We start from the raw sequence: 20,348 nt of genomic DNA, 5'->3' as shown, positions 1-20,348 counted from the left end.
TACTAAGAGCCCGGCCGTCGAAGCCGGACGCCCCTGTGAGGAGTAGCCGTGAGTGCTTTGTTCGAGCCGATCACCCTCCGTTCGGTGACCGTGCCCAACCGGGTCTGGATGGCGCCGATGTGCACCTACTCCGCACAGCCGGACGGCCCCGAGGCGGGGGTGGCCACCGACTTCCACCTCGCGCACCTCGCCGCCCGGGCCGCCGGCGGCGTCGGCCTGGTGATCGTGGAGTCGACGGCCGTCCGCCCCGAGGGCCGGATCTCCCCGTACGACCTCGGCCTGTGGAACGACCGCCAGCAGGAGAGCCTGGCCCGGGTCGCGGCCCTGGTCGAGCAGCTCGGGGCGGTGCCGGCGATCCAGCTCGGCCATGCCGGGCGCAAGGCCTCGACCAACCGTCCCTGGCTCGGCGGCGGGTCGCTCCCGGCCGACGGGATCGGCTGGCAGCCGAGCGGTCCGTCCACCGTGCCGTTCGACACGTACACCGAGCCGCTCGAACTGACGGTGGAGGAGATCCACGGCATCGTCCGCTCCTTCGCGGCCTCCGCCGAGCGCGCGCTCGCGGCCGGCTTCAAGGCGGTGGAGATCCACGGCGCCCACGGCTACCTGACGCACTCCTTCCTGTCCCCGGTCTCCAACCACCGCACCGACGAGTACGGCGGCTCGTTCGAGAACCGGATCCGCTTCGCGCTGGAGGTGGCCACGGCCGTGCGCGCCGTCTGGCCCGAGGAGCTGCCGCTGCTGTTCCGCGTCTCCGCCACCGACTGGCTGGACGACCGGGACAGCTGGACGATCGAGGAGACCACTCTGCTGGCGAAGGAGCTGCACGCGGTCGGCGTGGACCTGCTCGACGTCTCCACCGGCGGCACCGCCAAGGACGCCCCGATCCCGGTCGGCCCCGGCTTCCAGGTGCCGTTCGCGGCCGAGGTCCGGGCCGCCACCGGAATGCCGACCTCGGCCGTCGGCCTGATCACCGAGCCCGCCCAGGCCGAGCAGATCGTCGCGGACGGGCAGGCGGACGTCGTCCTGCTGGGCCGTGAGCTGCTGCGCAACCCGCACTGGCCGCAGCACGCGGCGCGCGAGCTCGGCGCCGAGCGGCGCTGGCCGGTGCAGTACGGCTACGTGGTGGGCAGCCGGGGCTGACGGCCGGCCGGCCCGGCGGATGCGCCGCGCCCGGTGCGGTGGGCGGGTGGCCGGCTGCCCCCCATCGGTGACGCCGGGTCGGAGCCGCGCATCCGCTGGGCCGCCACCTGACGGGAGATCATGATCTCCAGCAGGCACCACATCGTGCCGAACACGCCGAGCGCCATCGCCATCAGCGCGGGTGTCAGCAGGCCGCTGCCGGCGTACGAGGCCAGCACCGCCAGCATCAGGCCGACCAGGGTGCAGGCCAGGCACAGCACGGCGCGCACGGCGGCACTGCGCACCTCGTCGGGCAGACGGCGTCGGGCGGCGGTCATCGGCAACCCCCGGGCTGCGTACGGATCGGAGGGGTGCGCACGATGCGCCCCCACGCACCACCCTGCCCCACCCGCCGGGATGTACGCGGCCAAAAGCGGTGATCTGCTGTGAATTCGTGCAGTGCGTTCCGGTCCGGGGGCGCGAACGGGCCGCAGTGCGCTGGGCCGGTCAGGTCAGCTGCTTGTCCAGCTCCTCCAGCGCCCCGGACACGATCGTCCGCATCGCCTGCTCGGCGTGCACCGGGTCGCCCGCGCAGATCGCCTCCGCGACCTCCCGGTGCAGCCTGATCGCGTACGACTCCGGCTGATGCGGCATCAGGTGGTACTCCGTGCGGCCGGTCAGCACGGCGCCCACGGTGTCGCCGAGGTGGGCGAACATCTCGTTCCCGGAGGCCTGCAGCACGGTCGCGTGGAAGGCGATGTCGTGCCGGAGGAAGGTCTCCAGGTCGGCGGCACGGGCGGTGACGGTCAGTTCGACGGCCAGGGCGCTGAGCGCCCGGCACTGGTCGGCGGTGGCGTGGGTGGCGGCCAGGGCGGCGGCGGCGGGCTCGACCGCGACCCGCAGCGAGCCGAGCGAGCGCAGCTGGGCGGGCCGGTCCGCGCCGGCCAGCCGCCAGCGGATGACGAGCGGGTCGAAGACGTCCCAGTCCGACTTGGGCTGCACCGTGATGCCGACCCGCCGCCGGGACTCGACCATCCGCATCGACTCCAGGATCCGGATCGCCTCGCGGACGACCGTGCGGGAGACGCCGAAGCGTGCCTCCAGCTCCTCGCCGCGCAGGACCTTGCCCTCGGGGATCTCGCCGGAGGCGATGGCCGGTCCGAGTTCTGCGAGGAGCCGGCCGGGCAGTCCCTGGATGTCCATCCGCTCAGCCTAGACGCCTGCCCGCGTCCGCCGGCGCGCGCCTCGGCGCCGACGTACCCCGCCCGGACATAAAAGTATGACGATTTGGTTTCCTCCCCTTGAATAGGTCATATCTTTGGAGAGATAGTTGCCAGCGACCACAGGACTGGTACCTGCCCACCGGCACCCTGGCACCGCCGGCAACCAGGCCTGGCAGAGAAGGAGCACCACCATGGCTCTCAGCGTCGAGAACCAGCCGCCCACCATCGTGGTGATGGGCGTCTCGGGCGTCGGCAAGACCACCGTCGCCCGCCTGCTGGCCGAGCGCCTCGCCCTCCCCTACGCGGAGGCGGACGACTTCCACCCGCCGGCCAACATCGCCAAGATGTCCGCCGGCATCCCGCTCGACGACGAGGACCGGGCCCCCTGGCTCCGCGCCCTCGGCGGCTGGCTCGGCGAACGCGCCGAAGCCGGCACCGGGGGAGTGGTGACCTGCTCGGCGCTGAAGCGGCACTACCGCGACATCCTGCGCGCCGCCTGCCCCGGGGCGTACTTCCTGCACCTCAGCGGTGGACACGAACTGGTCGAGGACCGCCTCGCCCACCGCACCGGCCACTTCATGCCGACGTCCCTGCTCGGCTCCCAGTACGCCGCCCTGGAACCCCTCCAGGCGGACGAACGGGGCACCGCACTGGACGTGGGCCCCTCCCCCGAACAACTCGTCGAGATGGCCGCGGCACTCCTGCGGCCCGTCAATGGAGACCTCGCGTGAGCCTGTCCCCCACCCTCCTCGCGGCCGCCCCCACAGCGCTCCCGCACACCGGCAGCGACACCCGGCTGCTGGTGGCCGTGCTGCTCAGCATCGGCGCCATCGTGCTGCTGATCACCAAGCTGAAGCTGCACCCCTTCCTGGCGCTCACCATCGGCTCGGCCCTGCTCGCCGTCGTCGCCGGCGCCCCGTTCGACAAGCTGCTGACCAGCTTCTCCACCGGCTTCGGCGCCACCGTCGCGGGCGTGGGCCTGCTGATCGGCCTGGGCGCGATGCTCGGGAAACTCCTCGCCGACTCCGGCGGGGCGAACATCATCGCGGACACCGTCCTCGCCCGCACCGGCCGCCGGGCCCTGCCCTGGGCGATGGCGCTGATCGCGGCCGTCCTCGGCCTGCCGCTGTTCTTCGAGGTCGGCGTCGTCCTGCTGATCCCGATCGTGCTGCTGGTCGCCCGGCGCGGAAACCTCCCGCTGATGCGGGTCGGCATCCCGGCGCTGGCCGGTCTCTCGGTGCTGCACGGCCTCGTCCCGCCGCACCCGGGCCCGCTGGTGGCCATCGACGCCCTGCACGCCGACCTCGGCGTCACGCTGGCCCTCGGCCTGCTGATCGCCGTCCCCACCCTGATCGTGGCCGGGCCGCTGTTCGCCCGGGTCGCCGAGCGCTGGGTCGGTCCGCTGGCCGTCCCCGAGTCGACCGCCCCGGTGGAGACCGAGAAGCGCGAGCACACCCCGAGCTTCGGCGCCGTGCTGGCGACCATCCTGCTGCCGGTCGTCCTGATGCTCGGCAAGGCCCTGGTCGACGTCGTGATCGACGACCCCAAGGCGCTGCCGCAGCGGGTCTTCGACTTCATCGGCTCGCCGCTGATCGCGCTGCTCGCCGCCGTCCTGCTCGGCATGCTGACGCTCGGCCGGGCGGCCGGCTTCAGCAAGGCCCGGATCTCCACGACCGTCGAGAAGTCCCTCGGCCCGATCGCCGGGATCGTCTTCATCGTCGGTGCGGGCGGCGGCTTCAAGCAGACCCTGATCGACGTCGGTGTCGGCAACGCCGTCAGCGAGTGGTCGAGCAAGTGGCACATCTCGGCCCTGCTGCTCGGCTGGCTGATCGCCGTGCTGATCCGGCTGGCCACCGGCTCCGCCACCGTCGCCACCATCACGGCGGCCGGCATCGTGGCCCCGCTGGCCGCCGACATGTCCAGCACCCACTCGGCGCTGCTGGTGCTGGCGATCGGCGCCGGCTCGCTGTTCTTCTCGCACGTCAACGACGCCGGCTTCTGGCTGGTGAAGGAGTACTTCGGGATGAGCGTCGGCCAGACCCTGAAGTCCTGGTCGGTGATGGAGACCGTCATCTCGGTCGTCGCCATCGCCCTGATCATGCCGCTCAGCCTGGTCATCTGACCCGGCGGCGGGAACGGCGGCGGGCCCCGGCATCCGTGCCCGGGCCCGCCGCCGTTCAGGTGCTCACGCGAACCACTGGTCGCGGGCCAGCTTGAGGACGAGGCCCACCACGACGACGAGCAGGACGCCCCGGACGAACCCGCTGCCCCGCCGGAGCGCCATCCGCGCCCCGACCGTGCCGCCGGCCAGGTTGAAGGCCGCCATCAGGGCGGCGAGCTGCCACAGCACCGTGCCCTGGTACGCGAACATCACCAGCGCCCCGAGGTTGGTGCAGACGTTCACCACCTTGGTGGTGGCGGAGGCCCGCACCAGGTCGAGCCGCAGGATCGCGGCCAGTGCGATCACCAGGAAGGTGCCCGTGCCCGGCCCCAGCAGGCCGTCGTAGAACCCGATGCCCGTCCCCGCCAGCAGGATCGCGGCGAGCACCCGCTGCCGGTTCGCCGGCCCGCTGCCGGCCGCCGCGCCGAAGGACGGCCGGAACAGCACGAACCCCAGCACCACGAGCAGCACCACCATGATCAGCGGACGCAGCACGGCACTGTTGATCCCGGCCGCGAACGACGCCCCGACCAGCGAACCCGCGGCGGCGGCCGCCCCGATCCGCAGGGCCGTCCGCAGGTCGATCCTGGTCCTGCGGGTGTAGGTCACGGCCGCCGCGCTCGTACCGACGACGGCCACCGCCTTGTTGGTGCCCAGGACGTACGCGGTCGGCAGGTGCGGCAGGCCGACCAGCAGCGCGGGCAGCTGGATGAGCCCGCCGCCGCCGACCACCGCGTCGATCCAGCCGGCCCCCGCCGCGGCCACGCAGAGCAGGGCGAGCGTGGTCAGTGATATGTCGGGCATCAGCGGGCCCCCGGCCCGGTGCGCGCAGGCTTCACCGTGCGGGCCGCGGCGCCGGGCGGCCGCCCGCGGCGACCGGCCCGAGGGCGTAGCAGCGGCGCAGCCAACGGGCCCGGCCCGCCGCGGCGGGCGTGAACGGCACCCGGCGGTGCATCACCCGGCGGTTGTCGAAGACGTGGAACCCGCCGGCCCCGATCAGCACCGGGGCCCCGTCCATCCCGGCCAGCACGGCCTCGAACGCGGCGAGGGCGGCACCCGCCTCCGCCGTCAGGCCCCGGGCCAGCCCCGGCCCGTACCGCAGGCCGGTCCGCCCGTCCGGCAGTGTCCACAGCAGCGGTACGGCGGTCCTCGCGGCCGGGCGTCCGTCGTCCCCGGCGCGGTAGGACTCCGGCGCCGACACCGCGAACTCCGGGCGGCGCAGCGCCTCGGCGGTCTCCGGGGCGAGCGCGGCCAGCACGGCGTCGACCGGCAGCTGCCCGGTCGGGACGCCCTCGGTGTTCCGGACGCCGTAGAACGACAGGTAGTGCGGGATGGCCTCGGTCGCGGTGGCGTGCGGGCCGTGCTCCAGGACGGAGTCGTCGGTGTGCCAGTCGAGCGGCCGGGCGTAGCCCCAGGAGGTGTTGGTGCGGGCGGCCTCGGCGCGTGGCGCGACGTTGCGGATCAGCCGCCCGTCGTTCTCCCACCGGTAGGCGACGGGGGTGAGCCCGAGCAGCCGGAGCAGCCCGAAGTGGACGAGGTTGGGCAGGGTGACGAGCGACTCGTCGCAGAACCCGTCCTGCGGTGTGGGCACGTCGGAGCCCTGCTCCGGAAGGTTGGTCAGGGTCAGCCAGGGGGTGGGTTCGCGGCGCCAGCTGGCGAGTGCGTCCAGGGTCTGCGGCGGCAGGCAGTTGCGCAGCAGCTTGGCGCCGTGGGCCAGGTAGGCCCCGGCGTCGGTGTCGGGCAGCGCGGCCCCCAGCCCGGACGGGGAGCCGAGGGCGTCGGCGACTGCGGCGCGGGCTTCGTCCGGCAGTCGGACGGTTGTACCGGTCGGTTCATTTATGGAATGCACGTTCGAAGCCTAGGTATCGATCGCTGACGCACCATCAAGACACCGAAAATTTGAGCTGCTTCTGAGGTTTCGGCGCCGAGGCCGTCCTGGAGCAGCCCCGGCCGCAGCACGCCGCAGGGCGGGCACCCCTCGGGGTGCCCGCCCTGCGGCGTGCGTCCTGCTGCCCGTGCCTACTGCTTGCCGCGCTTCGCGAGGAAGGCCGCGACCTCCTGCTGGATCTCCGGGGTGTCCAGCCCGCGCACGGTCATCGTGGTGCGGCGGCGCAGCACGTCGTCCGTGGTGTACGCCCACTCGTTGTCGGCGGCGTACGCGACCTGGGCCCAGACGTCCGGGCCGTCCGGGTGGATCGGGGCACCGAGTTCGGGGTTCTCGTCGATCATGCGGGCGATGTCGAAGGAGAGCGTGCCGTAGTGGCTGGCCAGGTGCTTGGCGACCAGCGGCTCCATCCGCGAGCCGGGCTCACGGTCGATCAGCAGGCGGTGCGCGACGGCGTTCGGCGCGCCGACACCCGGCAGCGGAACGGTGGGCGCGATCGGCGACATGTCCTCGCCGAGGGTCGTGCCGGGCACGTGCGCGAGCTTCTCCAGCACGGTGCGGCCGATGTGCCGGTAGGTGGTCCACTTGCCGCCGGCGACGGACAGCATGCCGCCGCGGCCCTCGGTGACGACCGTCTCGCGCTTGGCGGCCGAGGTGTCGCCGGGGCCGCCGGGGAGCACCCGCAGGCCGGCGAAGGCGTAGGTGATCAGGTCGCGGTCGAGGTGCTCGTCGCGGATCGCGTGGCCGGCCTCGCCCAGGATCTGGTCGATGTCGGCCTCGGTGGCGCGGACGTCCTGCGGGTCGCCGGTGTACTCCTCGTCGGTGGTGCCGAGCAGGACGTGGTCCTCCCACGGGATCGCGAAGGAGACGCGGTACTTGTCGATCGGGATGGTGAGCGCCGCGCGCCACGGCGAGCGGCGCTTGACGACGACGTGCGCGCCCTTGGAGAGGCGGATGCTGGGGGCGGAGCCGGCGTCCTCCATCGTGCGCAGGTGGTCGACCCACGGGCCGGTGGCGTTCAGCACCAGCCGGGCGTTCACGCCGAACTCGGTGCCGTCCAACCGGTCCTTCAGCTCGGCGCCGGTGACCCGGTTGCCGGTGAACCGGAGCCCGGTGACCTCGGCGTGGTTGAGCACCACGGCGCCGGCGTCGACGGCCGCGCGGACGGTCATCACGGCGACCCGGGAGTCGTTCATCTGGTGGTCACCGTAGACGGCGACCGAGCGCAGGCCCTCGGTGCGCAGTGCGGGCACCTGCTGCGAGGCGTGCGCGGCGGTGGAGACCCGGCCCATGCCGTCGCGGAAGGCGGAGAGCGCGGAGTACAGGAAGACGCCGGCGCCGAGCTTGGTGGCGCCGTGCGGGCCGCCCTTGTACACCGGGACGAAGAAGGTCAGCGGGTTGACCAGGTGCGGGGCCACGTCGGTGGCGAGGACGCGCCGCTCCTTGTGGTTCTCCGCGACCAGCTTGACCGCGCCGGTCTGCAGGTAGCGCAGCCCGCCGTGGACGAGCTTGGAGGAGGCGCTGGAGGTGGCGCCGGCGAAGTCGCCCGCGTCGACCATGGCGACCTTGAGGCCCGCCTGGGAGGCGGTCCACGCGACGGCCGTGCCGAGGATGCCGCCCCCGATCACGAGCAGGTCGTAGGTCGCCTTGCCCAGCAGTTCGCGGGTCTCGGCGCGGGAGGCGGTGTGGCCGGCGGTGCGCTCGGCACCCAGGGTCGGGATGGTTGCCATGGTGTTTTTACGGCGTCCGGTGCGGGCGGCGCGCCGTTTCTCCTCTCGGTGTGCGGTCCGGCCTCGCGGGAGGCCGGGGACGGGCCGTGGTCGCGGCCCGGGAACAGCGTGGGCCGGTCGGGGCCGTCCTGCGGCCCCGACCGGCGGTGCGGTCAGCTCTCGTCCTCCTCCTCCACCCAACCCATGGTGCGCTCGACGGCCTTGAGCCACTTCTTGTACTCGCGCTCCCGGGTGGCCTCGTCCATCCGCGGGGTCCACTCGGCGGCGCGGTGCCAGTTGGCCCGCAGGGTGTCGAGGTCGGGCCAGAAGCCGACCGCGAGGCCGGCCGCGTAGGCCGCGCCCAGCGCGGTGGTCTCGGCGACGTACGGGCGCTCGACGGGAGCGTCCAGCACGTCGGCGATGTTCTGCATGAGCAGGTTGTTGGAGGTCATGCCGCCGTCGACCTTGAGGGCCGTCAGGGTGACGCCGGAGTCCTTCTGCATGGCGTCGACGACCTCGCGGGTCTGCCAGGCGGTGGCCTCCAGCACGGCGCGGGCCAGGTGGCCCTTGGTGACGTACCGGGTCAGGCCGGCGATCACACCGCGTGCGTCGGAGCGCCAGTACGGGGCGAACAGGCCGGAGAAGGCCGGCACGAAGTAGGCGCCGCCGTTGTCCTCGACGGTGTTGGCGAGGGTCTCGATCTCGGCCGCGGTCGAGATGATGCCGAGCTGGTCGCGCAGCCACTGGACGAGTGAGCCGGTGACGGCGATCGAGCCTTCCAGGGCGTAGACCGGTGCCTGGTCGCCGATCCGGTAGCCGACGGTGGTCAGCAGGCCGTGGTAGGAGTTGACGATCTTCTCGCCGGTGTTCAGCAGCAGGAAGGTGCCGGTGCCGTAGGTGCTCTTGGCCTCGCCCTCGTTGAAACAGGTCTGGCCGAACAGGGCGGCCTGCTGGTCGCCGAGCGCGGAGGCGACGGGCACGCCCTCCAGGTCGCCGACGGCGGTGCCGTAGACCTCGGCGGAGGAGCGGATCTCCGGCAGGACGGACAGCGGCACGTCCATCGACTCGGCGATCTTCTCGTCCCAGGCGAGGGTGTTCAGGTTCATCAGCATGGTGCGGCTGGCGTTGGTCACATCGGTGATGTGCTTGCCGCCGTTGACGCCGCCGGTGAGGTTCCAGATCACCCAGGTGTCCATGGTGCCGAACAGGATGTCCCCGGCGGCGGCGCGCTCGCGCAGGCCCTCGACGTTGTCCAGCAGCCAGCGGATCTTCGGGCCGGCGAAGTAGCTGGCCAGCGGGAGGCCGGTCTCGCGGCGGAAGCGGTCCTGGCCGACGTTGCGGCCGAGCTCCCGGCAGAGGCCCTCGGTACGGGTGTCCTGCCAGACCAGCGCGTTGTGGACGGGCTCGCCGGTGTTCCGGTCCCACAGGACGGTGGTCTCGCGCTGGTTGGTGATGCCGATCGCGCGGATGTCGTCCCTGGTCAGGCCGGCCTTCTCCAGCGCGCCGCGGACCACGGACTGCACCCGGGTCCAGATCTCGGCGGCGTCGTGCTCGACCCAGCCCGGCTGGGGGAAGATCTGCCGGTGCTCCTGCTGGTCGACGGCGACGATGCGGCCGTCCGCGCCGAAGATGATGCACCGGCTGGAGGTGGTGCCCTGGTCGATCGCGGCGATGTAGCTGCCGGTCGTGGAGAGGGGAGCGGTGGTCATGTCTGGGGCCTCGGCTCTGAGGAGGGGGAGGGGGGTCGGGGGCTTCCGGTCTGCCTGATGCTGTCTCAGTCCCCGGGGGGAGGCGCGGGGCAAACCAGGAGGGGCGGGACTGGCGGGTGGCTCAGAAGGCCACGTTGTAGATCAGACCGGCCAGCAGGCCGCCGATCGCGGGGCCGAGGACGGGGATCCAGGCGTAGCCCCAGTCGCTGCCGCCCTTGTTCGGGATCGGCAGCAGCGAGTGGACGATGCGCGGGCCCAGGTCGCGGACCGGGTTGATGGCGTAGCCGGTCGGGCCGCCGAGCGAGAGGCCGATGCCGACGACGGTGAACGCGACGATCAGTACGCCGGTGCCGGAGAGGCCGAGGCCCTTGGTGAGGCCCTGGGTGAGGATCGCCAGGCAGAGCACCGTGGTGGCGATGATCTCGGTCAGCAGGTTCTGGACCGGGTTCCGGATCTCGGGGCCGGTGGAGAAGATGCCGAGGGTCGGCTCCTCGTTGGCCTGGAACTGGCCGAGGTAGGTGAGCCAGACCAGCACGGCGCCGATGATCGCGCCGAGCAGCTGGGAGCCGAGGTAGACCGGCACCTTGCTCCAGTCGCCGGTGTCGACGGCGATGGCCAGGGTGACGGCCGGGTTCAGGTGGGCACCGGACTTCGAGGCCGACATGTACGCGGCGATCATCACCGCGAAGCCCCAGCCGAAGGTGATCGCCAGCCAGCCGGCGTTGACGGCCTTGGACTTCTTGAGCGTGACGGCGGCGCAGACGCCACCGCCGAGGAGTATCAGGGCGGCGGTACCGAGGGTTTCGCCGACGAAGATGTCGCCGTTGGAGAACGCGGACACAAAGACTCCTTTGTCCGTATGGCCCGGAGCAGGTGGGGGAGGGGCACGGTGGCGGGACACCGTGTGGGGTGGCCGCTACCCGTCCCGGGGTCGCGGCCCGACAGTGGAGGCCTCATCTCTGCGGCCACCGTTCGACAATGTCGACCGTCATGCGGAAGCTTCCCTCTCCCCTCGGCTTCGCGTCAAGGCCGGGTGACACACCTGTGACCCAGGACTCGCGATGATCAGGAACCTTCGACGACGCTAGCACTCAAATGGCCCTATAAATGGACAAAACGCCAGTAGGCGGACAGGCCTCGGCCTGTCCGCGAAGTGAAGATGCCCCAGGTGTGCCGGCCCGCCGCCCCGTCCTGGTGGCGGCGGCCCGGTGGCGGCGGGGGTCAGAACCGTCCGGCGCCGAGATCCCGCGAGATGGCCCGTGCGGCGCTGCGCACCGAGGCGACCAGGGACGGCCGGACCACGCCGGCCTCGCAGACCCGCTCGACCGCGCCGCTGATGCAGACCGCGCCCACCGGGTTGCGCCGCCGGTCCTGGATCAGCGCGCCGATCGAGGCCACGCCCTCCCAGGTCTCCTCCACCGCGCCGGTCCAGCCCCGCTCCCGGGTCAGCGCCGCCTCGGCATCGACGTCCGCGAGGTCGGTGAGGGTGTGCGAGGTGTACGCCTCCAGCGGGCCGTCGCCCAACTCGCCGCGCGCCACCGGGTCGTACGCCAGCAGGACCTTGCCCAGCGCGGTGCTGTGCAGCGGCTGCATCGAGCCGACCTCCAGGACCTGCCGGGAGTCGTCGGGGCGGAAGACGTGATGCACGATCAGCACGCCCCGCTGGTGCAGGACGCCGAGGTACACCGTCTCGCCGGCCGCCCTGGCCAGGTCGTCCGCCCAGACCAGCGCGCGGGCGCGCAACTCGTGGACGTCCAGGTAGCTCTGGCCCAGGCGCAGCAGTTCGGCGCCCAGCTGGTACTTCCCGCTCTCCGGATCCTGCTCGACGAAGCCCTCCTGCTGGAGGGTCCGCAGGATGCCGTGCGCGGTGCCCTTGGCGAGGTCCAGGGACGTCGCGACCTCGGAGAGGCCGAGCCGGCGTTCACCGCCGGCCAGCAGGCGCATGATCGCGGCGGCCCGGGAGAGCGACTGGATCGGGCCGGGCATTCAGTACCTCCACGGACAGGCGGTCGACATTGTCGACCGAAGTGCTGACGGCATGAGTCTGCCAGGCCGGGCCGGTGGTGTGCACCTTCCCCGGTTGAAAACGCCCCGCCAGGGCTTCCGGCAGGGCTGCCCGCCGGACGCGCGGGCCCGGCCCGGTGCCGGTACGCGGCCGCGTCAGGTTACCGGTGGCCGCGCCGCGTCCGGGCCGTGGGCGGCCCCGGAGCCGGTCGCCCGGCCGACCTCCCCGGCCAGTGCGGCGATCTCGCGCGGCCCCACCCGGCAGCAGCCGCCGACCAGGCGCGCGCCGTCCGCGAGCCAGCCGGCCACCCGCCCGGCGCGGAACGTCGGCCCGCCGCGCCAGTCACGGGCCCGCGCGTCCCACCGCTCACCGCTGTTGGGGTACACCACCACGGGCTTGCCGGTCAGCCGCGCCGCGAGCGCCACCGCCCGGCCGGCATCGGCCGGGCTGCAGCAGTTCACCCCCACCGCCACCACCTCGGGGCTGTCGGCCGCGAGTGCGAAGGCCTCCTCCAGCGGCTGGCCGGCCCGGGTCCGGCCGCCCCGCGGCCCGTACTCGACGCTGTACGAGAGCCAGGCCGGCACGCCCAGTCCCCGGACGGCCCGCAGCAGCGCCCGCGCCTCGTCCGTGTCGGGCACGGTCTCCAGCGCCAGCACGTCCGGCCCGGCGGCGGCCAGCGCCTCCAGCCGCGGCCGGTGGAACGCCTCCAGTTCCGCGGTGCTCAGGCCGTACCGGCCCCGGTACTCCGAGCCGTCCGCCAGCACCGCGCCGTACGGCCCCACCGAGGCGGCCACCCAGAGCCGCCGGCCGCCGCCGGCCTGCCGCGCGGCCTCGCGGGCCAGCCGCACGCTCAGCGCGAGCAGCTCCGCCGCCCGGGCCGGCCCGGCGCCCCGCCGGGCGAAGCCCTCGAAACTCGCCTGGTAGCTCGCCGTGATCGCGACCGAGGCGCCGGCCTCGAAGTAGGCCCGGTGCGCCGCGGTGACCGCCGCCGGCTCGTCCGCGAGCAGCCGGGCGGACCACAGGGCGTCCGAGAGGTCGTGGCCCGCGTCGGCCAACTCGTTGGACAGTCCGCCGTCCAGCACCAGCGGGCCCGCCGCCAGCGCCTCGGCGAAGCCGCCGGGGGAGGGTGCGGGGTGGGCAGGGGTCGTTGCTGACATGCGGGCGCCTCCGGTGGCCGGTCCTGAAACCCTACGTCGCCGCAGGTCAGCGCCGGGCCAGCGGCCCGCGGCGGCCGCCCGGCGGAAATTCACTGGCCCGCCGTCAGCGATGTGCGCTAAGTTGTTCTCAGTCCGAGAACGACTCGGGTGGGCAGGGTGCGCCACCCCGCACAGCGCAGAGGAGCCGGCCGACCGTGACAGCGCAGCAGCCACCGCAGCCGTACGACCGCGAAGCCGAACAGGCATGGCTGGCCTCCTACGATCCGCGCGCCTACACCCCGGTCGCCGTCACGGTTGACGTCGTGGCGCTCACCCTGCGCCGGGGCAGCCTGCACGTCCTGCTCGTCGAACGGGCTGGCCCGCCCTACCAGGGCTACTGGGCGCTGCCCGGCGGCTTCCTCCGCGCCGGCCAGGAGGGGCTGGACGAGGCCGCCGCCCGCGAGCTGGCCGAGGAGACCGGCCTGCAGGGCACCGCCGACGCCGAGGCCACCCTCAGCCGCGTCCACCTGGAGCAGCTCGGCACCTACGGCGCTCCCGAGCGCGACCCGAGGATGCACGTCGTCTCCGTCGCCTACCTGGCCTTCGCCCCCGGCTTGCCCGACCCGCAGGCCGGCACGGACGCCGCCTCCGCCGCCTGGCACCCGGTGGCCTCCCTCGACCTCCGGCCACCGGCCGGCCACCAGACCGCCGGCGCGCCCGCCGAGACCCACGGGGGTGGACTCGACGAGCGCGCCGGCGCCCTGCTCGAAGCGGGCACCGCCCCGCGCATCCCGCTCGCCTTCGACCACGCCACGATCCTCGCGGACGGCCTCGACCGCGCCCGCGCGAAGATCGAGTACAGCCCGCTCGCGACGGCCTTCCTCCACCACGACTTCACCATCCCCGAGCTGCGCGCCGTCTACGAGGCCGTCTGGGACGAAAAGCTCCACCCGGGCAACTTCCACCGCAAGGTCCTCTCCGTCCCCGGCTTCGTCGAGAGCACCGGCACCAGCGCCGAGCGCGGCGGCAGCCGCGGCGGCCCGCGCGCCCGCAACTACCGCTCGGGGGACGCGGCACTCCTGCACCCCCCGCTGCTCCGCCCCGGCCACGAGGACGAAGTCAGGTGACCGCCGCCCGCGCGGCCCGCCCGCCGGCCGGCCCGCGCACCTTCGCCGAGGCGCTCGCCGCCCTCGGCGCGGCCCGCCACCCCGAGGACGTCTTCCCCGCCGACCAGGCAGCGGCCGTCCGCCGCTACCGCCGGCTCGCCCGGCTCCTGCACCCCGACACCGCACCCGCCGCGCACCGCACCGAAGCCGCCGGCGCCTTCGACACCCTCAGCCGCCTCTGGCACCTGCACCAGCACGGCGCCGCCGCGCCCACCGCCGAGCCCGCCGTCACCACCGCCCGCCACCACTACACGCTCGGCCCGGCCCTGGCCACGGGCGACGTCGCCGTCCTGCGCGCCGCCCGCTGCGTGCCCCGGCCCGCGCACACCGGGCCCGCCCTCGACGCCGTCCTCAAGATCCCCAGGGCCGCCGCCGACAACGACCTGATGGAGCGCGAGGCCGACGCACTGACCCGTCTCACCTCCCACGGCGACCGCCGCCACCACGCCTACGCCCCGACCCTGCTCGACAGCTTCCGCCACCACGAGGCGGCCGACCCGGCCGCCGAGCCCCGCCGCGTCAACGCCCTCCTCCGGCTCGACGGCTTCCACCCGCTCACCGACGTCCGCGACGCCTACCCCGACGGGCTCGACCCGAGGGACGCCGCGTGGATGTGGCGCCGCCTCCTGGTGGCACTCGGCTACGCCCACCGCGCAGGCGTCCGGCACGGCGCCGTCCTGCCCGAGCACGTCCTCGTCCACCCCGCACAGCACGGCCTCGTCCTGCTCGACTGGTGCTACTCGACCACCGGCGCCCACGCACCCGCCCCGGCCCTGGTGGAGCGTCACCGCGACTGGTACCCGCCCGAGGTCGCGGCCCGCCGGCCGGTCACCGAGGCCACCGACATCCACCTCGCCTCCCGCTGCATCGAACACCTGATGGGGGAGCAGGCCCCGAAGGCCCTCCGTGCCTTCATCGCCGGCTGCACGCTCCCCGCCGAGGCCCGCCGCCCGCACGACGCCTGGAAGCTCCTCGCCGAGCTCGACGAGCTGCTGGAGCGCCTCTACGGCCCGCGCACCTTCCGCCCGTTCCGGCTGCCCCCGCGCAGCGCAGCGGCCCACTGACAACCCGACACCACCGAAACCCGAGGAGCCGACCATGGGCAGCGGAAGCTGGTCCACCAACGTCTACGACGCCGCCGCGCACTACCGCGCCGCCAGCGGCGCCGGTGCCTTCGACTACAGCGACCGCGCGACCCGCGGCGCCCGCAACACCTGGAAGGCCCACCCCTCGCTCGACCCCAAGGGCCTCACCGTCCGCGAGAGCCGGGACTCCGACGAGCACCCCGCCTCGCTCCCGATAGCCGTCCTCTTCGACGTCACCGGCTCCATGCAGAGCGTCCCGCGCGTCCTGCAGACCAAGCTCCCCGAGCTGTTCGGCCTGCTCCTGCGCAAGGGGTACACCGAGCACCCGCAGATCCTGTTCGGCGCCGTCGGCGACGCCACCTGCGACCGCGTCCCGCTCCAGCTCGGCCAGTTCGAGTCCGACAACCGGATGGACGACGACCTCGGCAACATCCTGCTGGAGGGAGGCGGCGGCGGCCAGATGACCGAGTCCTACGAACTCGCCATGTACGCCATGGCCCGGCACACCGCCCTCGACAGCATCGACCGCCGGGGCCGGCGCGGCTACCTCTTCCTGATCGGCGACGAGAAGCCCTACGGCAAGGTCAAGGCCCGCGAGGTCCGCGACGTGCTCGGCGACGAGATCACCGAGGACATCCCGGTCACCGCCATCCTCGCCGAGCTGCGCCGCTCCTACGACGTCTACTTCATCCTCCCCGCCGGCACCGCCCACGCCGGCAGCACCGACGTCCTCGGCACCTGGCGCAAGCTCCTCGGCCAGAACGTCATCGAGCTCGACGACCTGGACGCCGTCTGCGAGACCATCGCCCTCACCGTCGGCCTCGGCGAAGAGGCCATCGACCTCGAAGAGGGCCTCGACGACCTCGCCGACATCGGCTCCGACTCCGCCGCCAGCGTCGGCCGCGCGCTGGCCGGTCTCGCCCGCCGCAGCAGCGAGGTGGCCGTGCCCGGCGCCTCCCTGCTCGACCCGGGCGAGCGCGCGGCCACCGGCACCACCCGCCTCTGAGCACCCCGGCATGACCGACCGCCGCATCCCCGGCCCCCGGCCCGTCGCGGGCCCCGCCGGCCACGCCCCTGCCCACGTCACCGACCACCTCACGGGCCGGCTCACCGACCACGTCATCGTCTGCGATCTCGGCTTCGGGGACGCGGGCAAGGGCACAGTCGTCGACCGGCTCTGCCGGGGCCCGCTCGGCCCCGGCAGCCGCCGACCCGTCCACGCCGTCGTCCGCCACAACGGCGGTGCCCAGGCCGCCCACAACGTCGTGACCCGCGACGGCCGCCACCACACCTTCGCCCAGTTCGGCTCCGGCACCTTCGCCGGCGTCCCCACCCACCTCTCCCGCCTCATGCTGGTCGACCCGCTCGCCCTCGCCGCCGAAGCCGCCCACCTGGCCGGCCTCGGCGTCCCCGACCCGCTCACCCTGCTCACCGTCGACCGCCGGGCGCTGCTCACCACCCCGTACCACGCCGCCGCCAACCGGATCCGGGAACAACGCCGCGACGCCGACCGGCACGGCTCCTGCGGCCTCGGCATCGGCGAGACCGCCCGCTACGCCCTCGCCCACCCCGTCGACGCCCCCACCGCCGCCGACTGCACCACCCCCGCCCGCCTCCTCGGCAAACTCACCCTGCTGCGCGAGCGCCTCGCCGCCGAACTCGGCCTCACCCCGGCGGCCCTCCCCGCCCCGCCCCCGGCCGACTGCGCCACCGCGTTCCGCGCCTTCGCCGCACACGTGACCCTCACCGACGACACCCACCTCACCCGGCTGCTGCGCACCGGCCCCGTCGTCTTCGAGGGCGCCCAGGGCGTCCTGCTCGACGAGTGGCACGGATTCCACCCCTACACCACCTGGTCCACCACCACCTTCGCCAACGCCGAGACCCTGCTCGCCGAGTCGGCCGCCCCCGGCGCCGCCCTGCGTCTGGGTGTCCTGCGCAGCTACACCACCCGGCACGGCCCCGGCCCGCTCCCCACCGAGGACACGGCGCTCGACATCCCCGAGCCCCACAACGGCACCGGCCGCTGGCAGGGTGCCTTCCGGGTCGGCCACTTCGACACGGTCGCGCACCGCTACGCCCTCGCCGCGGCCGGCGGCGCCGACGCCCTCGCCCTCACCCACCTCGACGCCCCGGCCAGGCACCCCGGCCTGCGGATCTGCGAGTCCTACGACCTGGACGGCGCCCCCCTGCACCGGATCAGCAGCGGAGCCGCCGGCGACCTCGCCGCCCAGGGCCGGCTCACCACCGCCCTGCTCCGGGCCCGCCCGGGCCGGCTCACCGACCCCGGCCCCGACCCGGACTCCTGGGCCGACGCCATCGCCGACGCCCTGCGCACTCCCGTCCTGCTGGAGTCGTACGGCCCCACCGCGGACCACAAACTCCACCGGGCCCTGCCCCTTCCGGCAGCTACCATCCACCCCATGACGACTCACGAAGCCGCGCCCAAGGCGGCGTTCGGGCCCAACTCGCACTGCCACTGGTGCGGAACGGCCTACCCGCCGGGCACCGTGGCCTGGCCCCGCACCTGCCCGGGCTGCTCCGAGATCAGCTACCGCAACCCGCTGCCGGTCGTGGTCACCCTGCTCCCGATCGACGTCCCCGACGGCGAGCGGCAGCTGGTCGTCATCCGGCGCACCATCGAGCCCGGCTACGGCGAACTCGCCTTCCCCGGCGGCTACGTCGACTACGGCGAGAGCTGGCAGCAGGCCTGCGTCCGCGAGCTCCGCGAGGAGACCGGCATCAAGGCCGACGCCGCCGACATCACCCTGGTCTCCACCGCCTCCGACGCCGCCGGCGGATTCCTCTGCCTCTTCGGCCTCCTCCCGGCCCGCGACCTCGCCGAACTCCCCCCGTCCGAGCCCACCGACGAGACCGACGGCTGGCAGCTCGCCACCGCCGACACACCGCTGGCCTTCCCCTTCCACACCCGGGTCTCGCACTCCTGGTTCACCGGCGAGTACGCCCACCTCTGACCGGCCGCGGCGGCCCTGGCGCCGGAGACGATCACGTGGCAGGGTCTGAGCGTCAGCGCAGTTCGGACGGGCCCTGCCACAAGCAACCCCGTCCCCATCCTTCGGCCGGGAGACCACCACCGTGAGCACCCCACCCCAGGACCAACCACTCTGGCGGCCCGACCCCGCCACCGCCGCGGCCACCCGGATCGTCGCCTTCCAGGCCTGGGCAGCCGAACACCACGGCGCCCCGGCCGCCCCGCTCGCCCCCGCGGGCGACGACGCGCAGGCCGCCGCCCGCTACGCGGACCTGCACGCCTGGTCCACCAACGACCCCGACCGCTTCTGGACGGCCGTCACCCAGTGGTTCGACGTCCGCTTCTCCACCGAACCCGACGCCGTCCTCGCCGACCCGGCGATGCCCGGCGCCCGCTGGTTCCCCGGCGGCCGCCTCAACTACGCCGAGCACGCCCTGCGCCACGGCGCCGACCCGGCGCACGCCGACCGGCCCGCCCTCCTCCACCTGGACGAGACCACGGACCAGCCGCTCACCCTCACCTGGGCCGAGCTCCGCCGGCAGGTCGGCTCCCTCAGCGCCACGCTGCGAGCCCTCGGCATCGGCCCCGGCGACCGCGTCGGCGCCTACCTGCCCAACATCCCGCAGGCCGTCGTCGCGCTGCTCGCCACCGCCTCCGTCGGCGCGATCTGGACGTCCTGCGCCCCCGACTTCGGCGCCCGCAGCGTCCTGGACCGCCTCCAGCAGATCGAACCGGCCGTCCTCTTCGCCGTCGACGGCTACCACTACGGCGGCAAGGACCACGACCGCACCGACGTCGTCGCCGAGCTCCGCCGCGAGCTGCCGACGCTGCGCGCCGTCGTCCACGTCCCGCTGCTGGGCGCCCCCGCGCCCGAGGGCGCACTGCACTGGGACGACCTGACCGCCGCCGAGGCGGAGCCGGTCTTCGAGCAGGTCCCGTTCGACCACCCGCTCTGGGTGCTCTACTCCTCCGGCACCACCGGCCTGCCCAAGGCCATCGTCCAGAGCCAGGGCGGCATCCTGGTCGAGCACCTCAAGCAGGCCGGCCTGCACCTGGACCTCGGCCCCGAGGACCGCTTCCTCTGGTACACCTCCACCGGCTGGATGATGTGGAACTTCCTCGTCGCCGGCCTCCTGGTCGGGGCGACGATCGTCACCTACGACGGCAGCCCCGGCCACCCCGACACCGGCGCGTTCTGGTCGGTCGCCGCCCGCAGCGGCGCCACCGTCCTCGGCACCTCGGCCGCGTACGTGATGGCCGGCCGCAAGGCGGATCTGCACCCCGGCCGCGATCTCGACCTGTCCGCCGTCCGCTGCATCGGCACCACCGGCTCCCCGCTGCCGCCCGACGGCTTCCGCTGGATCTACGACGAACTCAAGGCGGACGTCTGGCTCGCCTCGGTCAGCGGCGGCACCGACGTCTGCAGCTGCTTCGTCGGCGGCGTCCCCACCCTCCCGGTGTACCTCGGCGAGATCCAGGCCCCCTGTCTGGGCGCCGCCGTCGAGTCCTGGGACGTCCAGGGCCGCCCGCGCACCGACGCCGTCGGCGAGCTGGTCGTCACCAGGCCGCTGCCGTCGATGCCCACCGGCTTCTGGAACGACCCGGCCGGCACCCGCTACCGGGACAGCTACTTCGACATGTACCCCGGTATCTGGCGCCACGGCGACTGGATCACCGTCACCGCGCGCGGCACCGTGATCATCCACGGCCGCTCCGACTCCACCCTCAACCGCCAGGGCGTCCGGATGGGCTCCTCGGACATCTACGAGGTGGTGGAACGCCTCCCCGAGATCGCCGAATCCCTCGTCATCGGCCTGGAGGAGCCGGACGGCGGCTACTGGATGCCGCTGTTCGTCGTCCTCGCCCCCGGCGCCACCCTCGACGACGGCCTGCGCGCCCGGATCCGCACCTCACTGCGCCAGGAGCTCTCGCCGCGCCACGTCCCCGACGAGGTGGTCGCCGTCACCGGCCTGCCGCACACCCTCACCGGGAAGCGGATCGAGGTGCCGGTCAAGCGCCTGCTCTCCGGCACCCCGCTCGACCAGGCCGTCAACCCCGGCTCCGTCGACAACCTCGACCACCTGCGCTTCTTCGAGCAGCTCGGCCGCGACCGCCGCTCGTAGGCACGGGAAGAGGGGCGGTGCCCACCCTTCGGTGG

General features: G+C 73.8%; 17 protein-coding genes. 8 read left to right on the top strand and 9 right to left on the bottom strand.

Annotation, left to right across the window (positions count from 1 at the left end; translation table 11 throughout):
* Positions 1–48: 48 nt before the first annotated feature.
* Positions 49–1,140, top strand: a complete 1,092-nt coding sequence (locus tag ACFUK0_RS29805; protein WP_380255562.1) for an NADH:flavin oxidoreductase/NADH oxidase — start codon at positions 49–51, stop codon at positions 1,138–1,140.
* On the opposite strand, the gene ACFUK0_RS29800 is transcribed toward ACFUK0_RS29805, so the two are convergent.
* On the bottom strand, positions 1,116–1,457 hold the full coding sequence (locus ACFUK0_RS29800) for a hypothetical protein (RefSeq protein WP_380255561.1): 342 nt from the start codon (positions 1,455–1,457) through the stop codon (positions 1,116–1,118). The two genes, ACFUK0_RS29805 and ACFUK0_RS29800, sit on opposite strands and share 25 nt — an antisense overlap.
* A 169-nt stretch (positions 1,458–1,626) precedes the next feature.
* Positions 1,627–2,322 (bottom strand): FadR/GntR family transcriptional regulator, encoded by a 696-nt coding sequence (locus ACFUK0_RS29795; protein WP_380255560.1) that lies wholly within the window; start codon positions 2,320–2,322, stop codon positions 1,627–1,629.
* A gap of 211 nt (positions 2,323–2,533) precedes the next feature.
* Here ACFUK0_RS29795 and ACFUK0_RS29790 point away from each other — a divergent pair, with 211 nt between their 5' ends.
* Positions 2,534–3,073, top strand: coding sequence for a gluconokinase (locus ACFUK0_RS29790; RefSeq protein WP_380255559.1), 540 nt, complete (start codon positions 2,534–2,536; stop codon positions 3,071–3,073).
* Between the two features lie 2 nt (positions 3,074–3,075).
* The gene (locus ACFUK0_RS29785; protein WP_380255570.1) at positions 3,076–4,464 is read left to right on the top strand and encodes a gluconate:H+ symporter; all 1,389 of its coding nucleotides are present in this window, start codon (positions 3,076–3,078) and stop codon (positions 4,462–4,464) included.
* A gap of 63 nt (positions 4,465–4,527) precedes the next feature.
* On the opposite strand, the gene ACFUK0_RS29780 is transcribed toward ACFUK0_RS29785, so the two are convergent.
* The 7 genes from ACFUK0_RS29780 to mmuM form a co-directional block, all read right to left on the bottom strand.
* Positions 4,528–5,307 (bottom strand): sulfite exporter TauE/SafE family protein, encoded by a 780-nt coding sequence (locus ACFUK0_RS29780; RefSeq protein ID WP_380255558.1) that lies wholly within the window; start codon positions 5,305–5,307, stop codon positions 4,528–4,530.
* A 31-nt stretch (positions 5,308–5,338) separates the two neighbouring features.
* The gene (locus ACFUK0_RS29775) at positions 5,339–6,352 is read right to left on the bottom strand and encodes a TauD/TfdA family dioxygenase (RefSeq protein ID WP_380255557.1); all 1,014 of its coding nucleotides are present in this window, start codon (positions 6,350–6,352) and stop codon (positions 5,339–5,341) included.
* Positions 6,353–6,522: 170 nt separating this feature from the next.
* On the bottom strand, positions 6,523–8,118 hold the full coding sequence (locus ACFUK0_RS29770) for an FAD-dependent oxidoreductase (protein WP_380255556.1): 1,596 nt from the start codon (positions 8,116–8,118) through the stop codon (positions 6,523–6,525).
* Positions 8,119–8,270: 152 nt separating this feature from the next.
* Positions 8,271–9,806 carry a glycerol kinase GlpK gene (glpK, locus tag ACFUK0_RS29765; protein WP_380255555.1) on the bottom strand — a complete coding sequence of 512 codons (1,536 nt, stop codon included), beginning with the start codon at positions 9,804–9,806 and terminating at the stop codon, positions 8,271–8,273.
* A 121-nt stretch (positions 9,807–9,927) separates the two neighbouring features.
* The gene (locus ACFUK0_RS29760; protein ID WP_380255554.1) at positions 9,928–10,647 is read right to left on the bottom strand and encodes an MIP/aquaporin family protein; all 720 of its coding nucleotides are present in this window, start codon (positions 10,645–10,647) and stop codon (positions 9,928–9,930) included.
* Positions 10,648–11,027: 380 nt separating this feature from the next.
* Positions 11,028–11,792, bottom strand: a complete 765-nt coding sequence (locus ACFUK0_RS29755; protein WP_380255553.1) for an IclR family transcriptional regulator — start codon at positions 11,790–11,792, stop codon at positions 11,028–11,030.
* Between the two features lie 174 nt (positions 11,793–11,966).
* On the bottom strand, positions 11,967–12,968 hold the full coding sequence (gene mmuM / locus ACFUK0_RS29750) for a homocysteine S-methyltransferase (protein WP_380255552.1): 1,002 nt from the start codon (positions 12,966–12,968) through the stop codon (positions 11,967–11,969).
* A gap of 194 nt (positions 12,969–13,162) precedes the next feature.
* On the opposite strand from mmuM, the gene ACFUK0_RS29745 reads away from it, so the two are divergent.
* From ACFUK0_RS29745 to ACFUK0_RS29725, 5 genes are all read left to right on the top strand, one after another.
* Positions 13,163–14,074, top strand: a complete 912-nt coding sequence (locus tag ACFUK0_RS29745; RefSeq protein ID WP_380255551.1) for an NUDIX domain-containing protein — start codon at positions 13,163–13,165, stop codon at positions 14,072–14,074.
* Positions 14,071–15,177, top strand: a complete 1,107-nt coding sequence (locus ACFUK0_RS29740) for a molecular chaperone DnaJ (RefSeq protein WP_380255550.1) — start codon at positions 14,071–14,073, stop codon at positions 15,175–15,177. Before ACFUK0_RS29745 ends, ACFUK0_RS29740 begins: the two co-directional genes overlap by 4 nt.
* Before the next feature lie 34 nt (positions 15,178–15,211).
* Positions 15,212–16,204, top strand: a complete 993-nt coding sequence (locus ACFUK0_RS29735; RefSeq protein ID WP_380255549.1) for a hypothetical protein — start codon at positions 15,212–15,214, stop codon at positions 16,202–16,204.
* Positions 16,205–16,214: 10 nt separating this feature from the next.
* The gene (locus tag ACFUK0_RS29730) at positions 16,215–18,173 is read left to right on the top strand and encodes an adenylosuccinate synthetase (RefSeq protein ID WP_380255548.1); all 1,959 of its coding nucleotides are present in this window, start codon (positions 16,215–16,217) and stop codon (positions 18,171–18,173) included.
* Between the two features lie 121 nt (positions 18,174–18,294).
* Positions 18,295–20,313: an acetoacetate--CoA ligase gene (locus tag ACFUK0_RS29725; RefSeq protein WP_380255547.1), complete on the top strand. Its 2,019-nt coding sequence runs from the start codon at positions 18,295–18,297 to the stop codon at positions 20,311–20,313.
* The last annotated feature ends 35 nt before the right edge of the window (positions 20,314–20,348 follow it).

This window comes from Kitasatospora sp. NPDC057223 (assembly GCF_042669755.1).
Classification (GTDB): Bacteria; Actinomycetota; Actinomycetes; order Streptomycetales; family Streptomycetaceae; genus Kitasatospora.
The sequence above is the reverse complement of the archived record's forward strand: the minus strand, read 5'-3'. Positions and strand labels throughout refer to the sequence as shown.

Coding starts and splice junctions, on each gene's coding strand:
- ACFUK0_RS29730 (WP_380255548.1), top strand. CDS start 16,215: ATGACCGACCGCCGCATCCCCGGCCCCCGGCCCGTCGCGGGCCCCGCC.
- ACFUK0_RS29795 (WP_380255560.1), bottom strand. CDS start 2,322: ATGGACATCCAGGGACTGCCCGGCCGGCTCCTCGCAGAACTCGGACCG.
- glpK (WP_380255555.1), bottom strand. CDS start 9,806: ATGACCACCGCTCCCCTCTCCACGACCGGCAGCTACATCGCCGCGATC.
- ACFUK0_RS29770 (WP_380255556.1), bottom strand. CDS start 8,118: ATGGCAACCATCCCGACCCTGGGTGCCGAGCGCACCGCCGGCCACACC.
- mmuM (WP_380255552.1), bottom strand. CDS start 12,968: ATGTCAGCAACGACCCCTGCCCACCCCGCACCCTCCCCCGGCGGCTTC.
- ACFUK0_RS29780 (WP_380255558.1), bottom strand. CDS start 5,307: ATGCCCGACATATCACTGACCACGCTCGCCCTGCTCTGCGTGGCCGCG.
- ACFUK0_RS29800 (WP_380255561.1), bottom strand. CDS start 1,457: ATGACCGCCGCCCGACGCCGTCTGCCCGACGAGGTGCGCAGTGCCGCC.
- ACFUK0_RS29790 (WP_380255559.1), top strand. CDS start 2,534: ATGGCTCTCAGCGTCGAGAACCAGCCGCCCACCATCGTGGTGATGGGC.
- ACFUK0_RS29735 (WP_380255549.1), top strand. CDS start 15,212: ATGGGCAGCGGAAGCTGGTCCACCAACGTCTACGACGCCGCCGCGCAC.
- ACFUK0_RS29755 (WP_380255553.1), bottom strand. CDS start 11,792: ATGCCCGGCCCGATCCAGTCGCTCTCCCGGGCCGCCGCGATCATGCGC.